General features: G+C 34.6%; 16 protein-coding genes. 3 read left to right on the top strand and 13 right to left on the bottom strand.

Features of this window, described 5'->3' with window-relative positions; all coding sequences use genetic code 11:
• Nucleotides 1-300 precede the first annotated feature (300 nt).
• Nucleotides 301-849, top strand: a complete 549-nt coding sequence (locus tag C6988_RS07915; protein ID WP_182134503.1) for an AN1-type zinc finger protein — start codon at nucleotides 301-303, stop codon at nucleotides 847-849.
• Between the two features lie 39 nt (nucleotides 850-888).
• A complete protein-coding gene (locus C6988_RS07910) occupies nucleotides 889-1,329 on the top strand; it encodes a pyridoxamine 5'-phosphate oxidase family protein (RefSeq protein ID WP_182134502.1) in 441 nt (146 codons plus the stop codon).
• Here the strand turns inward: C6988_RS07910 and C6988_RS07905 are convergent, their stop codons facing one another.
• From C6988_RS07905 to C6988_RS07860, 10 genes are all read right to left on the bottom strand, one after another.
• Nucleotides 1,330-2,175: a coiled-coil domain-containing protein gene (locus C6988_RS07905; RefSeq protein WP_220463420.1), complete on the bottom strand. Its 846-nt coding sequence runs from the start codon at nucleotides 2,173-2,175 to the stop codon at nucleotides 1,330-1,332. It abuts the gene before it with no gap.
• A gap of 29 nt (nucleotides 2,176-2,204) precedes the next feature.
• Nucleotides 2,205-2,405, bottom strand: coding sequence for a hypothetical protein (locus C6988_RS07900; protein ID WP_182134500.1), 201 nt, complete (start codon nucleotides 2,403-2,405; stop codon nucleotides 2,205-2,207).
• A 2-nt stretch (nucleotides 2,406-2,407) separates the two neighbouring features.
• Complete coding sequence (gene lysS / locus C6988_RS07895; protein ID WP_182134499.1) at nucleotides 2,408-3,997, bottom strand: lysine--tRNA ligase; 1,590 nt, start codon at nucleotides 3,995-3,997, stop codon at nucleotides 2,408-2,410.
• 6 nt (nucleotides 3,998-4,003) lie between these two features.
• A complete protein-coding gene (locus C6988_RS07890) occupies nucleotides 4,004-5,587 on the bottom strand; it encodes an elongator complex protein 3 (protein WP_182134498.1) in 1,584 nt (527 codons plus the stop codon).
• Between the two features lie 48 nt (nucleotides 5,588-5,635).
• Nucleotides 5,636-6,040, bottom strand: a complete 405-nt coding sequence (locus tag C6988_RS07885; RefSeq protein WP_182134497.1) for a hypothetical protein — start codon at nucleotides 6,038-6,040, stop codon at nucleotides 5,636-5,638.
• A 76-nt stretch (nucleotides 6,041-6,116) separates the two neighbouring features.
• Nucleotides 6,117-7,373 (bottom strand): cation:proton antiporter, encoded by a 1,257-nt coding sequence (locus C6988_RS07880; protein ID WP_182134496.1) that lies wholly within the window; start codon nucleotides 7,371-7,373, stop codon nucleotides 6,117-6,119.
• Between the two features lie 77 nt (nucleotides 7,374-7,450).
• Nucleotides 7,451-8,473 (bottom strand): phosphoribosylformylglycinamidine cyclo-ligase, encoded by a 1,023-nt coding sequence (purM, locus tag C6988_RS07875; protein WP_182134495.1) that lies wholly within the window; start codon nucleotides 8,471-8,473, stop codon nucleotides 7,451-7,453.
• Nucleotides 8,474-8,525: 52 nt separating this feature from the next.
• Nucleotides 8,526-9,254: a proteasome assembly chaperone family protein gene (locus C6988_RS07870; protein WP_182134494.1), complete on the bottom strand. Its 729-nt coding sequence runs from the start codon at nucleotides 9,252-9,254 to the stop codon at nucleotides 8,526-8,528.
• 79 nt (nucleotides 9,255-9,333) lie between these two features.
• Nucleotides 9,334-10,035 carry a plastocyanin/azurin family copper-binding protein gene (locus tag C6988_RS07865; RefSeq protein ID WP_182134493.1) on the bottom strand — a complete coding sequence of 234 codons (702 nt, stop codon included), beginning with the start codon at nucleotides 10,033-10,035 and terminating at the stop codon, nucleotides 9,334-9,336.
• A gap of 48 nt (nucleotides 10,036-10,083) precedes the next feature.
• Nucleotides 10,084-10,431 (bottom strand): helix-turn-helix domain-containing protein, encoded by a 348-nt coding sequence (locus tag C6988_RS07860; protein ID WP_182134492.1) that lies wholly within the window; start codon nucleotides 10,429-10,431, stop codon nucleotides 10,084-10,086.
• A 145-nt stretch (nucleotides 10,432-10,576) separates the two neighbouring features.
• On the opposite strand from C6988_RS07860, the gene C6988_RS07855 reads away from it, so the two are divergent.
• On the top strand, nucleotides 10,577-11,524 hold the full coding sequence (locus C6988_RS07855) for a calcium/sodium antiporter (protein ID WP_182134491.1): 948 nt from the start codon (nucleotides 10,577-10,579) through the stop codon (nucleotides 11,522-11,524).
• A gap of 4 nt (nucleotides 11,525-11,528) precedes the next feature.
• Here the strand turns inward: C6988_RS07855 and C6988_RS07850 are convergent, their stop codons facing one another.
• Genes C6988_RS07850 through cofG form a run of 3 tightly spaced genes read right to left on the bottom strand, consistent with a single transcriptional unit; the run spans nucleotide 11,529 to nucleotide 15,307 of the window.
• On the bottom strand, nucleotides 11,529-12,890 hold the full coding sequence (locus C6988_RS07850; protein WP_182134490.1) for a TldD/PmbA family protein: 1,362 nt from the start codon (nucleotides 12,888-12,890) through the stop codon (nucleotides 11,529-11,531).
• Nucleotides 12,891-14,144 (bottom strand): 5-amino-6-(D-ribitylamino)uracil--L-tyrosine 4-hydroxyphenyl transferase CofH, encoded by a 1,254-nt coding sequence (gene cofH, locus C6988_RS07845; protein WP_182134489.1) that lies wholly within the window; start codon nucleotides 14,142-14,144, stop codon nucleotides 12,891-12,893.
• Nucleotides 14,141-15,307, bottom strand: a complete 1,167-nt coding sequence (cofG, locus tag C6988_RS07840) for a 7,8-didemethyl-8-hydroxy-5-deazariboflavin synthase subunit CofG (protein WP_255464421.1) — start codon at nucleotides 15,305-15,307, stop codon at nucleotides 14,141-14,143. Before cofG ends, cofH begins: the two co-directional genes overlap by 4 nt.
• Nucleotides 15,308-15,313: the final 6 nt, after the last annotated feature.

The raw sequence follows: 15,313 nt of genomic DNA, 5'->3' as shown, positions 1-15,313 counted from the left end.
AGCAAATTTGCGTCCAATGCCAGGCTGGTCAACATAAAAACTGTCTAGCAAAAAACAAAAAACAAGATAATTGCGATTGTGAGTACTGTATCATTTACGGCTAATACATTAATTAATAAAAATAATTTAGGTTTTTCATGCCGTCAGTAAAAAATATCGCAATTTGGATTGGAATACTGGGTGGAGGTATCGCCTTCTTTCTGATGATGGACACCCTTGGTGAATTAATGCGTTAACGCCTAGTATTTTTTTTGTGAAAAGCTACTACTTTTTAAGAAAAATTCTTCTTTTTTCTATATCTTGAATCAGACTCAAACAAATAGAACCTTGGCCAATGTGTGCCTATTTTGCAATCAAGTTCTAAATCCACCTACGATGTGTAGATATTGTGGTTTCAAATTCTGTGATGAACATCTTTCCAGTGAAAGTCATCAATGCATCAAAACAAGATACAGCGAATATATTAAAAAAACTGATAATCCGCCAAATGTAATTAATGGAAAATTTCGTGTAGTTTGCAACGTTTGTGGTTTTGTATCAAAAAAACCTACTCCAATTGAATATGCCGGAGAGGAATTGATTCAACATACTCAAATGATTGGATGCTCTCAAAACATCTATCTTGAAGAAATCAATCCTGAATTAAACGATGCAGAAAAAATTAGAATAAAATCTAACACCGAATCAGAATCTATCAAAGCAAAATCTGTATCTTCTCCAACTGATATGTCATCAAATGATTCTGTTGTTGAACAAATTCTTAGACTTTCAACCTTTAAGGAAAAAGGAATGATATCAGATGAAGAGTTTAATTTTATTAAAAAAGAGCTTATCAAGCGATTAAAGTAAAAACTATTATCTTTAATATTGAAATTATAAATTCTTAGCATGATTACAAAAGAAATACAGGATTTTCTAAAAGAGCAAAAACTGGGGTATGTTGCTACTGTTTCAAGTGATAATGTACCAAATTTGTCTCCAAAGGGAACTATTATTGGACTGGATGAGAAACATCTTATCTTTGCAGAAATTCGTTCTCCAAACACTATTGCTAATTTGAAAATTAATCCTAAATTGGAAATCAATGTTGTAGATCCTATAATTCGTAAAGGATATCGATTCAAGGGTGATGCACAAATTATTACATATGGAGATGAGTTTGAAAAAATTACTAGTGAATATAAAAAATCAGGAATTAAAAGCAAAATAAATGCCATTGTAAAGATTCAAGTTTCTGACGTGGAGGAAGTAACATCTCCTCTCTACGATCTTGGATTTTCTGAAGAAGAGATTAAACAGAAATGGAAAAAAATCTTTTTAGATAGATAGTTATTTTTCTGAATTTTTTAATTCTTCTAATTGTCTTTTTGTCTCTTCATGCTCTTTTCTTTCTTTTTCTAATAATTTTTGGACTATTTCCAGCTCATTTACCGTTCTTTGCAGCTTGTGATTCATTGATGCAACAACTGCGCTGGCTGCTTCAACAATATTTTTAGAAGTATGACCTGTGCTTGATAGTTCATTTTGAATAAATGCCATCTCTTTTTTTGCCATTCCAATCTCTCCTGTTTTGAGATCTTTTTGACTCTGGATCTTTTGTATTTCTGCTCTAGCATTTGCAAGTCTGGCATTTGTATTGCTTAATTCATTCTGCGCTTCTTGTTGCTTTGCATTTACTTGATCAAGGACTGATTGAGATTCTGTTACTTTTCTCTTTATTTCTTCATAAGTCTCTTTATTCTTATCGATGTCTTTTCTTACTTCAGCTAGAACTTGATCTGCATCCTCTAATTCTGCAAGTTTTTTCTTTTTCTCCTCATATTGATTGGATACATTTTCAATTTGGGATTTTATAGAGCCTATTTTTTGTAGATTTTGTTCATGTTCAAATTTTGTTTGTTCTATTTCTTTTTTCTTTTGATTTAATTCCTTTTTCACATTCATTAAATTTCCGACTGCTACATCGTATTCTTCTTTAACGCTTGCAAGTTTATTTGAAATTGATTCAAATTCGTTTGTTTTTGTTTTGATCTCATTTTGTAATGATTCTAATTCATTTTCGTATCTTTCCTTTAGAATCTCCTCCTGACTTTTGATTTTGACTGGTTCTGGAACTTCTTGTGACGATGACTCCTCTTCAATCTCTGCTTTTTTTCGTTTAAACCAATCCAACATTTTCACTCTTTACTTTATTCATATACGGGTTATTTGATAGTCCTTTTCCCCTTAATGAATTGAAAATAAAATCCTATCCCGCCTACAACAAAACCAAAGAGTATGGCAAGCATTCCTAACTCTGGTGACTCGCCAAGATATGTTGGAGCGGTTACAAAAATTAATGCACCTAAAATAATCAAGAAAAATCCTCCACTTCTCCTATTCTTGTTGTGTTCACTATGGGCCATTGTCAACCAATTTGTTTTTCAATGGTTTCTGCAACTTTTTTTCTTCCAATATCCGAAATGAACGGACCAATCTTTGGACCTTTTGTGGTATTTAGCAAAATTTGATAGAGAATTTTAAAAAAATCTCTAGGTGGCACATTGTTTGATTTTGCAATTTGGTAAATTGAATTTTGTAAATCTTCTGGTTCTTTTTCTTCTCTGAGAATTTTCACTAATTCTTTTAATGCTAGTTCTTTCTCTGAATCAATTTCTATTTTGATCTTTTCATGCTCATCAAATTCATCAGCATAATTGCCTGCTAATCTGATAAGTTCATCTATTCTGGGGTTTCCTTCTTTTATTACCCCATAATCAACTAATTTTTTTGTTATTCTGGAGGTTCTATCTTCTTTGAAAATCTTTGATAGTTCAGTCAGTAATCTATAGCTAACATATGGATCTGGCTGTTTTGGAGGATTAAGTAGGTTAACATACTCATAAAGCCCACGAAGTTTTGTTACTTTAGCTTCGTTATCCAGTTTTATTTTTCCAAAATAAACATCTTCGATTTCTTTGTATTCATCCATCAGATTTGGGATGTCTTCAAATCCTAACTCTCTAGCTCCTGTAATTCGTTTGTATAGTAATAGAAGAATTGATTTTGGATCTCCATACTTTAGCCATTTTTGGGATGTTACAACGTTACCCAAAGATTTTGAGATCTTCTTTCCACCTTTGTCCAGAAACATTTCATACTTTACATGGTGTGGATGAGGATACTTTAGAACCTCATCTGCAACCCAATCATTTACTTTAACGGAATCCATGATGTCTTTTCCATACGCTTCAAATCTAATATCAAATGCCTGCCATCGTGCAGCAAATTCGACTTTCCAGGCAAGTTTGCCTAGATCTTTTGTAATGTCTGCCTCTCCTTCGTGATTGCATCCTTTGATAATTTTTGAACCTACCTCAACATCATGACAACGATATCTTACTTTTTTCTCATTTGGAATGTATTCGTATGATTCTGCAGTGTATAATTTACTGCATTGTGAGCAAACAGGAAAATATGGTAGATATTTTTGATATTTTTCTTGCCCAACTAATTCTGCAATCTTATTTCCTATCTTCTCACTATTTACCAAAATAGTGTGAATTTGATCTTTTAGAAGACCTTGTTGATATGTGTCTTTGGCTCTTTGAAACTTGAACTTTATCTCTAATGCATCTAATCCCTCTAAAAGAAGACTACTCATATGCATTCCATAGGAATCATGGCATCCAAACGGATCAGGAATTAAAGAAACTGGTTTTGCTAAATGCTCTGATAAAGAATCTGGAAATCCCTCGGGGATTTTTCGTAAACCGTCTAAATCATCTGAATATGCAATTAATTCTGAATTGTATCCAAAATTCTCTAATGCTAACTTTACTCCGTATGCTCTTACGGCATCCCCCAAACTTCCAATATGTGGAACTCCAGATGCTCCTAATCCGCTTTCTACACGAATCAAATTTGTATTTCTTCCTAGGCTTTCTTCTCTTTGAATTAGTTCATGTGCAAGCTTGTCAATCCAAGTACCTTTACCGATAATTTCTTGTTCTGACATCTATTATCACAAAATTTTTGCCATATATGGACCATGCAACGAATAACCTATCTTTTGATAGTATTCTCTGGTCCCAACTGCACTGATTACCAATAGTTTTTTCGCATCAAATTCTTCTCTAGCAATTTTTTCAGCTTCACTCATTAGGTTCTTTCCTAATCCTGAATGCTGTATTCTCTCCTTCTCTCTATGTCCTAATTTGAGGGATTTTCCAAAAACATGCAGCTCCCTTACAATACATGTGTTTCCTTCAATTTCTTTTCTATGGGCATATTGGCTAGGGTTTCTTAATCTCAAAAACCCATAGATGAAATCATCTGGATCATCATATGACAAAAAGACTTCGTTACCATTTGAAGAATCATAATCTTCTCTATTCAATTTTAAATCTTCTATCTTTGATTCCTTATTTGCCAAACCTGCCTCCCTACAACGAATACAATTACACCTTAACCCTTCTTTTTTCATACTGTCTAGAACAATTTGGCGAAGATTTCCGAGTTTAGGACCTGCAACAATATCTTGAGATGAAATCTCTCTTTGAACTCTCATAATTCTTGCCCATCTGGGTATGCCTCTCTTAACTTGCTTTAGTACGTGTAACATTTGCTCATCTGAATATGGTTTGTAACTTCCTGACTTGTAATCATCATACATTGGTGTATTTTCTAATACTAGTGATGGATAGATCTTTAACATGTCTGGTTTGAATCTAGAATCATCAAAAAGCTTCTTGAAATCATCAATATCTTCCTGTGGTGTTACAGTGGGAAGACCCGGCATCATATGTGCCACTATTTTGTACCCTGCATCCTTTGCTAATTGAAATGATTCAATCACATCCTCTAGGTTATGTCCTCTGTTTACGATGTTGTAGACTCTTTCTTGTAAGCTTTGAACTCCTATCTCGATTCTAGTAACTCCATATCCTAGCATTGCATCAATGTGTTCCTTTTTACAATAGTCTGGTTTTGTTTCAATGGTAAAACCAACATTTCGAAATTCTGCATGCTCATTATTTGCTTTTGATTCTTCTAAGTTTGATGATACAAAACCATTAAGTGTGTCATAGCACGATTTTATGAAATTAATCTGATAATCTTTTGGCATGAAAAGAAATGTTCCTCCAACAATCACTAACTCTATTTTAGATGCATCATGACCGTATGTCAGCAATTTTTTTAATTTACTTGTAATTTGATTTTTTACTTCGTAATTGCTCTCTATTGCATTGATTGTGGATGGTTCTTTTCCAGTATAACTATTAGGAGTATTGAATTCAATTCCTCCTGGACAATATGTACATCTACCATGTGGACATGCAAATGGTTTTGGCATTAACGCAATTACTGCAACCCCTGAAGCTGTTTTTACAGGTTTTTTGATTAACACATTTTGTAATTTTTCAAAATCGTCTCCTGAAACCATTGATAAAATTTCATGATTTCGTGGAATTCTCTCTAACGAATATTTTGCACAAATTTTTTTTATTTCGGTTTTGACTTTTTGTTTGGTAGGCTCTATTACTGTGAGTAGATTTTGTGAAATCTCATTACACGCTTTAGTGAAATTAACATCTGTTTGAGACATTGTTGTTTTGACGATGCTCTGTCATAAATTCTTTAAAAAGAAATGTTACTATCTTCTAGTCTTAGATGTCTTTCGCTTTGTTCTAGATTTTGGCTTGCTTCTTCTAGTCTTAGCTGTCTTTCGCTTTGTTGTTCTAGATTTTGGCTTGCTTCTTCTAGTCTTAGCTGTCTTTCGCTTTGTTTTCTTGGTTGATTTTCGTGAAGACTTTCTTTTTGTTGTAGTTGATGATGCTTTTTTAGAACCTGATCTTCTTGATTTGAGATTTTTTAGTTGTATTAAATCAATTTTCAATTTAGCAGTTTTTGCTGCAAGCTCTTGATCCACTGCCAAGAAATCTTTTCCATGTTTCTGATAGCATTCTGGATGGAAAAGTCTACCAATGACGTATTTCATATTGTCGCGAGTTACGCCTTTTGTGCATGCCGCACAAATTCCAATGTATTCTTCTGCCATCTAATGAGATTGTTTTTTAAGCTCGTTAAAGACTTTTCTGTATTTTTTAATTTGCGTCTATGAAGTGATGGAATTACTATCTGCCTTTCTCTGATTCTTCAATTCCATTAGAATCATCCACTCTTCCTACCTTGATTTCTTTTTTGTATTCCATCTTCAACCAAATCGGTGTGATTATTGTAGTTACAGCAACCATTATGACTATGGTGGAATATACACTACCTGTTAAAATTCCTGAGGATACTCCAACTCCTGCTACAATCAATCCTACTTCTCCTCTTGAAATCATTCCAATTCCTACGCGCATTCCAGCAGCTTTGTCTTTAAGGAATAACCATGCTGGAAGTCCACAACCAAAGTATTTGGTTGCAACTGCAATTCCTATTACTATTCCGCTTAGCATTAAAATCTCAGTATTGACTTGCCTAAAGTCTACCTGAGCACCTATTATGGCAAAGAATAACGGAGCAAAAATCAATCCAATTTTACCGATAAAGTTCTCAACTTTTTCAAATACTTTGGTTGTAGATAATGCCATTCCAACTGCAAATGCACCTACAATGGGGGATAAGCCAATTGAACCTGCTAAAGCAGCAGCTCCAAAGAATGCTGCAGTTACAATTCCTTCTACACTTCCCTTTGCTTTCCATAATTTTGGTGTAACAATTCTTGGAATCACAACTACGGCAGCAATTAACATTGCAGCAAAGAATCCAAGTACCTGTAAAATTGTAATTGTCACTGTCATTATATCAATGTCATTCACTCCTCCTTCTCCTGTAGCCAATGATGATACAACTGAAAGAACTGCAATCGCAAGGATATCGTCAACCACTGCAGCTCCTATGATCAATCGTGCTTCTTTCGTCTTTATCTTTCCAAATTCACTAAGAACCTGTATTGATATCGCAATACTAGTTGCAGTTAATGCTGTTGCAATTAACATTGATTGTAATGCATCAAAACCAAATGCCTGAAAAGCCATTAATCCTGCAAAGAACGGAATCACCACTCCAAGTGTTCCAACAGTAAACGATGCCTTTCCTCCTTTAAGAAATTCTTTTGGTGTCATCTCTAATCCTGCCATAAACAAAATTACAATTGCCCCTATCTCTCCAAGAACTTTGATCTCACTACCGATTGTAAGTAATGGTTGTCCATCAACAATTAAAAATGAACCAAGTGCGAATGGGCCTATTATCATTCCTGCCAAAAGCTCTCCTAAAACAATTGGAAGCTTTAATCTCAGAAATAATTCTGCCATTAACTTTGCCGCAAAAAGAAGTATTCCAACACCAATTATTACTTGAATAAAACCCGCTTCTGCTGCCAATTTCCCTCTTTACTCCCATACGTTCGCCAATATAAGGCAATTATTGGTCGAAAATAATACCAATTTTGTCTAATTGATTATGCAATTTTTCTTTCATTGATAAAAACTCCTTTCTTAGAAATTATCTTACCAATCTCTTTTGCATTGATCTTATATTTTTTAAAAATCTGAATTATCTTTTTGGATTCTCTTGAAGGTGCCACAACACAAAATCCTACTCCCATGTTGAATGTTTTGTACATCTCTAATTCATCTACTCCCTGTTCCTGGATGAGTCTCATTAATGGAGGAGTTTTTGGCATTTCATCCAACGAATATCCTATCTGTTTTAATCTTAGTAGTTTGGTGAATGCTCCTCCTGTGATATGTGCTAATCCATGAATTTTACATTTGTTTATTGTCTCCAAAACTGGATTTACATAGATCTCAGTGGGTGTAAGAAGTGCTTTTCCAATATTTCCGATTCCTCTAATGTTATCTTTAAGGGAATATTTCTTTAGTATTGCTTTTCGTGCTAATGAATAACCATTTGAGTGTAATCCTGAACTACTTGCTCCGATAATGATATCTCCCTCCTTTATCTTATCTCCAAGTATCATCTTATTTTTTGGAACAATTCCAGTTACCATTCCTGCAAGATCAAATGCAAATTTTTTATCTGAAAATAAATCTGGCATTATGGCCGTCTCTCCTCCTACGATGGGAACAGAAGCTTTTTTTGCACCTGTTGCTAATCCTGTGACAATTTTTTGAAATATCTGTTTATCATTTTTGTTTGCTGCAATATAGTCTACAAAAGATACTGGGGTAGCTCCAATACATATGATGTCATTAACATTCATAGCTACGCAGTCAATTCCAACCGTGTCATATTTTTTCATCATATTTGCAAGTAACACTTTTGTCCCTACACCATCTGTGTGTGTTGCAAGTAGCATCTTTTCAGAAATCTCAACTACTCCAGCATAATGACCAAAACCGTGTTTTATCTTTGATTTTTTCTGAACATTATGTGTGGATGATATTATTTTCCCTATGGCCTTTTGACTTTGTTTAATTTTTGTAATGTCGACTCCTGATTTTTTATAACTTAGGCCCATATTCAGATGCAGATTTGATTTTAATAAAAGAATTTGCTTAACATTGGATTTTTTACATGTACATGCCTGATGTTTCTTCTCTACTCTGAGCATATTTTAGTGATAATTCTTCAAAGTCTTGCCCAATCTGATCTTTTTCATTTCGTAGATCACTCGTGTCAATATTTGTCTCGTACATCCTATTTACTGCCTCCAATAATGTTAGTGCTGCAATAGGATCTGCCTTAATCCTGTTTGCTTTTACCAATAGAGTGACTCCTTGAATGTCTCTTAAAAGACACTCGTTTAGTATTCCACCTGGAATTCCTGTGATGAATCCCTGTGGGATCATGTTGATTTCTTTATCTGCCATAACTCTACAAAGATCCTCCTCTGCGGCACAATATGCTTTATTGTCATGTTCATCACTTGCAACACCGTCTAGAATGATTATTTCCTTTGATCCTTTCTCTTTGGCCCAATCTAGTATTGATGATACTATGGTGTATAGTCCCTCCATCCTAAGTGTAATCTCACAAATTATTGCACAAATAGTTCCTTCATCGTTTGTATAGAATCTAAATGGGTGTCTTAACCTCCCTCTTAAAAAAACGGTAGATGGCGGAAGATATTTTGATCTCATATATGCTATTTCTTTCATTTTTAGTTTTTCAATAATGTGCCCAACTGATAATGTTCCTACTAGACCTGCTCCTACAAAACCTGCAAAAATTATCGGATTCTTTAATTCTATTTTTTTAATTTCATATACTTCAGCTTCTGGAAATTTATTTTGAGTCATTTTTTAATTCATATTTTTCTAATTAATTACTCTTCAACCTAATGTTATGCAACCAAATTGTTAGTTTTCAGGTATTTCACTATTTTACAATAACTATTCCTTTCATCCATGGGTGCACTTGACAAAAGTATGGATATTCTCCTGCAACATCAAACTTGTGTGAGAATGTATTTCCTGCAGTGTAAAAACCACTGTCAAATCCATTTGGATAATCTACTCCTACGAGATCTTTATCTCCTTCAATGTCTCCTGCAGTGACAGTATGCCCTGCATCATCATTAACCCATAACACCTCTCCGCCTACGGCGATGGTCACCTCATAAGGAATGTAACACTCATTTGTTTCCTCACACCCTGGAACTCCTGATCCAATTCCTAATTCCACTTCTACTAATAACGGTAATTCCATCTCTGGTTCTGGTTCTACAACCATCTCTGGTTCTGGTTCTACAACCATCTCTGGTTCTGGTTCTACAACCATCTCTGGTTCTGACTCAATTTGTGTTTTGGACTCCATAATTTCTGGTGTCTCTACTAACTCTACTTTCTTTTCTGATTTTGAATCTATATCTTTCTTACAAACTCCTTCATGTCTCATCTCTACATTCGCTGCATTTAGCATACAACTGTTTGAGTATGTCTTGGAATCTACTCCACAAACTGGATTGTACTCTTTAGTACACATCATTTGTCCTGACTCATCTCCTGATATCATTATCATTGCAATTACTGCCATGATAAGAAAAATCATTACTGCGATTAGTCCAGACTCAAACTTCATTACTATTGGAATTCATAATTTAGGGGTTCATAAAGCATTCGTGATGTTCTATCTTGTTTCTTTCATGAATAAGTTGAGCATAGTTATGCCCTTGTCTGTAATAGTGTAGATTACATTAGACCCGACTGCCTCTTTTCTGATAAAACTATAGTCGATACACAAGTGTAAGTAATTTAGAAACGATCTCTTCATTCGTATCTTTGATTTTACGTATAGATCAGAGAATGTCATTGGATTTCGCTTTAATTGATAGAGCAGTTTTAGGAGTGAAAGAGTACTGTAATCCCTTGTACGTGCCTTTACAGCATCCAAAACTTGCTCATCCCTCTTTATTATAAAATCCTCTAATTGATCGGCCACCTCTAAAGGTATGTAAGTTAATCTTGCTTTCATCATACCGTATAGTACGGTACATTACCATATTAATCTTAACTGAAGCTTTGTTGGCCCATCTAGCTGGTTTTTTTACACTATTCAGGACTTACTCCAACCTGAGACCAAGCGCATCTAAATTTAAACAAGTAATAACTGACTGTGAATTGTGGAATTAATCGTAAATGGATTGCTTGTCATAGTGGGCCTTGCCTTGCTTTGTTTTGGCGGCAATTGGTTAGTTACTGGAGGAGTAACAATAGCAAAGAAAATTGGAATAAGTCAATTAGTGATTGGAATGACTGTAGTTGCATATGGCACTTCGACTCCAGAACTTGCAGCAAGTATTGCTGCAGCAGGAGAACATGGAGACATAATTTTAGGAAATATTGTTGGAAGTAATATTGCTAATGTTGGCATGGTGATTGGAATTGCATCTATATTGATTCCATTGGCTGTTAGCAAAACCACACTTCGAAAGGAAATCCCAATAATGATTGGTATTTCTTTACTTTTAATTGCCTTGTCAATCGACGGTGAATTATCACAGTATGATGGGATGATTTTTCTTGGAGCGATGATTGTTTTCTCAATTTTTACATATAAAGATGCACAAAAACATCGTGATACAAATCAAAATGACACTGATGAAAAAAATACTAACAAAAAAAATGTTTACCTAAAATCATTTGGGCTAATCGGTTTAGGGATTTCTCTTCTTTATGTGGGAGCAATACTAACCGTAGATAATGCAGTGATACTGGCAGAATCTCTTGGAATATCTGAAAGAATAATTGGATTAACTGTAATTGCTATTGGTACTTCATTGCCTGAACTAATAACAAGTGTGATTGCAATAAAAAAAGGGCATACAGATATCGGTGTTGGAAATATTATTGGAAGCAACATTTACAATATTTTAATGATAATGGGTGTTGCTGCAACAATTGCAAGCGTGGCTGTCTCAACACAAGTGATGCTTGATTATGCAATAATGCTTGGTTTCAGCTTGACATTACTAATCGCAATAAAATCTGGAGTGATAAACAGAACTATGGGAATCCTACTTACTATGGGATATGTTGCCTATTTGGCGTTTGCATTCTTTATGCCATAAAAAATCAAATTGGAACAACCCTGATTTTTTCTACCTTGATACTGGGTGTAATTGATGGCAATGATGCCCACTGCAGTACATTTCTATCATCATTTCCAATTGCAGCAATATTGCGAAGCATCGTTGGTAAGTTATGGATAATTCTAGCTGGTTTTGCAGGGGAAACTATCTTGCCATTCTTTATGATTCTTATCCCACTTCTTGCAGTACATGAAAAATCTCCCTTTATCGGATTGACTGCATAGGTGTACCATAAACGACCTACCAGAATGCCTGATTTTGTTTCTGCAATCATCTCATCTTGAGACGTATCGCCTCTCTTAATTCTCAAATTATGTGGAGATGAAATAGGAAATGAATCTGCATCCCTACCCATGGGTAATCCTGGTCTATTCGCGTTGCCTGTAGATTTGGTTGATTCTTTGAATGCATTATAGGAGTCTGAAAAAGTATTTTTGAAAATGCCATTTTCAATTAATGGATTCGTTAATGTAGGGATTCCCTCATCGTCAATTTTTTTACTTCCTATGCCGTTTGGCGCATGAGGATCATCAATCAAATTAAATTCATCAACTGCAATTGAATTTCCAAGCCTTTCTGAAAAACAACTTTTTTTCTCTGCGAATACTTTCAAATTAAAATTTGATGCAAAAACAAATGCCAACATCTCACCTACCGAATATGGCTCAAATATTATTGAATATTCTCCTGATTCACAATCTATTGGATTGATTGATCCTATACACATACTCTTAGCCTCATGCCCTATCTTTTCTGGCGAAAACATGTCTCTAGTTCTACCACTCATCTGACCAATTCCTGATACTGGAATATTACCCAAAGTGGAGTCTGCATTAATAATTCCTGAAATATATGTTGCAAAGTCTGATTCTTCTACTCCATTAGTATTTTGTATATGAAATTCCTCATCTACTATGTTTAGGGAGCCTGTGATGGATGAAATTTTTTTGTCAAGAGAAGAGTTTATCATCTCTTGTGCAATATCTGAAGCATCCTTGCTTGTAATGTTTTTTAATTTTTTATCATATGTGGAATTTACTTCAAAGTTAGTTCTATCTTCATAGGGAAGTGATCTCCAAAATGGTTTTGGACTAAGAAATCTAAATGTATCAATTGCATGATCAATGATTTTTTTATAATTTTCAATATCTCTGGTTTCTGCGGATGCAATTTTTTTATCACGAATTACTCTGATCCCAATTTTTTCTTCTTGATTTTGCTTAACCTCGATTATTCTGGAATCTGTAATTCGAACAGTAATGATGTTTCTTTTTGCAAAAACAGATTCACATTCATCAATTCCTGAATTTTGAGCATATGCAATGGCCCTTTCACAGGCAGACAACTAACCACGCCGAGGATTTTTGTATTTGAATTCATTAATTTTTATCAATTCAAAATATGAGCCAAATTGATTATTATCTACTTCATCTAATGCATCCTTAGTATCTGAATCAAATGTGCGCAAAATCTTATATTTTGTGCTCCTTTCGGCAGGTGTCTTTCCAACTTCCCAAACGAGTTGTCTAATTTCGTGCGGCCTTAAGAGCTGACCGTGCTGTGCACCTGCTGAAGTTGAAATACTTTCATTCATTAGAGTTCCGCCAAAATCATTAGCTCCCCAAGAAAGCAATAGTTGCGACATTTTTTGTCCTTCTTTAACCCATGACATCTGAATGTTGTTGATGTAATTATTTAGCATAATCCTTGAAATCGCATGTGTCAGCATCACGTCATTTGCACTTGCGCCATGTCTAATTCCTTCATGCATGTTATGTTTGTACATTGGTGCTTCCTCTGCAATGAAATTTAGTGGAACAAATTCTGTAAAACCCCTTGTTTCTTTTTGAATTTCTCTAAGTTTGGCAATGTGATTAACTCTGTCTTCGTTTGATTCGATATGTCCATACATCATAGTGGAAGTAGTATTGATTCCAAGAGAATGAGCCGTCTTAATGACTTCTTCCCAATCTTTCACTGTTATTCTGCCTGGAGAAATTCGATCTCTCATTTTCTGGTCTAGAATCTCTGCAGCAGTTCCTGGCAAAGTGTCAACTCCAGCATCCTTTAATCTACTAAGATATTCTTTTATTGAAACATCTGATCTGATGGCTCCATACAAAACTTCTTCAGGAGAAAATCCATGAATGTGAATCTTCGGAATTTCAGATTTGATTGCTTTGCACACATTTTCATACAAATTACTATCCATATCTGGAGGTAATCCTGCCTGAATGCATACTTCTGTGGCACCTAAATCATAAGCTTCTTTTGCTCTTCGTACTATCTCCTCTGTTGGGAGGAAATATCCTTCTTCTTCTCTAAAGTCTCTACTAAATGCACAAAAACCACATTGTTTTATGCAGACATTTGTGAAATTGATATTTCGATTAACAACATATGTTACAACATCGCCTACTCTTCTCCTTCTCAGCTCATCTGCTACCATTCCAACAAGATGAAAATCTATGCCATGAGCTTTATACAGCTCTAAAGCCTCTTTTGCAGAAATATCTTTTTCTGATAGAGCATCATTAAGAACATTAGCTAAAACAGGATCTGCATGTTTTAACAGCGAATCAATATTTGCTATTGTCATCTCCAGTAACTCTCCATAACTAAACCCTCGTCACTAATTGAGTCCATCCTCTCTTTTAATTCTGTGTTAATCATCGTCATAAATTCAGGATATACAGGAAATCTGCATTTTAAATCATATCCCGCGTCATTTGAATTCTTTTCAACTTTGTTTATTTCTGGCCAAGTAAACTCTGGATTGACAAAATCAGGAGTTAATGGTGATATTCCTCCCCAATCATTAATTCCAATTGATAGAAAACTTTGATATGATTTTGGCGATAGATTTGGAGGTATCTGGATATTCATATTTGGCATCATCAGCCTAGTCATTGCAACAACTGTTTTGAAGTAGTTTTCATCCGTAGATGGAAAATCCTTCATAATTGTATCTGGCTTTGGTTGGAAGTTCTGTAAGATGACCTCTTGAATATTACCAAATTTTTCATTCAATTGTTTTATTGCAAGTAATGAATCAATAATCTCGTGAGGTGTTTCACCTATACCAACAAGAATTCCTGTTGTCATTGGTATGCTTAACTGTCCCGAGTTTTTTAAAACCTCTAGCCTTGCTTTTGGATTCTTACTTGAAGCTAAATAATGCGGCATTCCTTTTTTTGATAGCCTTTCACTTATATTTTCCAACATTACTCCCATGCTAACATTTGTCTTTTTCAGTTCTCTCATCTCGTCTTTTGTAAGGTTGCCTGCATTAGTGTGAGGAAACAATCCTTCTTTCAATGCTCTTTCTGATGAGTCAATAAGAAATTCTACAGTACTTGAGAATCCATTTTCTTTTAACCACTTTCTTGCTTCTGGGTATTTTTGTTCGGGTTTTTCTCCAGTAACAAATAATGCTTCCACACATTTGTATTTTCTAGAAAGTTGCAATAATTCTGAAATATTTTGTTTTGACATTAGAGATACTTTATCTTCGCCTGGCTCAGCTTTGTATGTACAATAAGAGCAAGTATCTTTGCATAAATTTATGATATTGAAGAATGCTTTTTTTGAAAATGTAACTATATTTCCTTTGTTTTTTCGTCTTAGTTTTTCAGCTACCTTGAATAACTCTGTTCCATCTTTCTGTGATGCATCAAAGATTTGAAAATAATCTTCAATAGGAACGTTTTTCCCTTCTAGAATTTTGTTTAATGATTCTGATTCTAAAACAAGATTACTCAACATTTC

The sequence above is a fragment of the Nitrosopumilus sp. b1 genome, from assembly GCF_014078545.1.
Taxonomy (GTDB): domain Archaea; phylum Thermoproteota; class Nitrososphaeria; order Nitrososphaerales; family Nitrosopumilaceae; genus PXYB01.
The sequence above is the reverse complement of the archived record's forward strand: the minus strand, read 5'-3'. Positions and strand labels throughout refer to the sequence as shown.

Coding starts and splice junctions, on each gene's coding strand:
- C6988_RS07910 (WP_182134502.1), top strand. CDS start 889: ATGATTACAAAAGAAATACAGGATTTTCTAAAAGAGCAAAAACTGGGG.
- C6988_RS07905 (WP_220463420.1), bottom strand. CDS start 2,175: ATGTTGGATTGGTTTAAACGAAAAAAAGCAGAGATTGAAGAGGAGTCA.
- C6988_RS07900 (WP_182134500.1), bottom strand. CDS start 2,405: ATGGCCCATAGTGAACACAACAAGAATAGGAGAAGTGGAGGATTTTTC.
- lysS (WP_182134499.1), bottom strand. CDS start 3,997: ATGTCAGAACAAGAAATTATCGGTAAAGGTACTTGGATTGACAAGCTT.
- C6988_RS07890 (WP_182134498.1), bottom strand. CDS start 5,587: ATGTCTCAAACAGATGTTAATTTCACTAAAGCGTGTAATGAGATTTCA.
- C6988_RS07885 (WP_182134497.1), bottom strand. CDS start 6,040: ATGGCAGAAGAATACATTGGAATTTGTGCGGCATGCACAAAAGGCGTA.
- purM (WP_182134495.1), bottom strand. CDS start 8,473: ATGGGCCTAAGTTATAAAAAATCAGGAGTCGACATTACAAAAATTAAA.
- C6988_RS07870 (WP_182134494.1), bottom strand. CDS start 9,254: ATGACTCAAAATAAATTTCCAGAAGCTGAAGTATATGAAATTAAAAAA.
- C6988_RS07865 (WP_182134493.1), bottom strand. CDS start 10,035: ATGAAGTTTGAGTCTGGACTAATCGCAGTAATGATTTTTCTTATCATG.
- C6988_RS07860 (WP_182134492.1), bottom strand. CDS start 10,431: ATGATGAAAGCAAGATTAACTTACATACCTTTAGAGGTGGCCGATCAA.
- cofH (WP_182134489.1), bottom strand. CDS start 14,144: ATGACAATAGCAAATATTGATTCGCTGTTAAAACATGCAGATCCTGTT.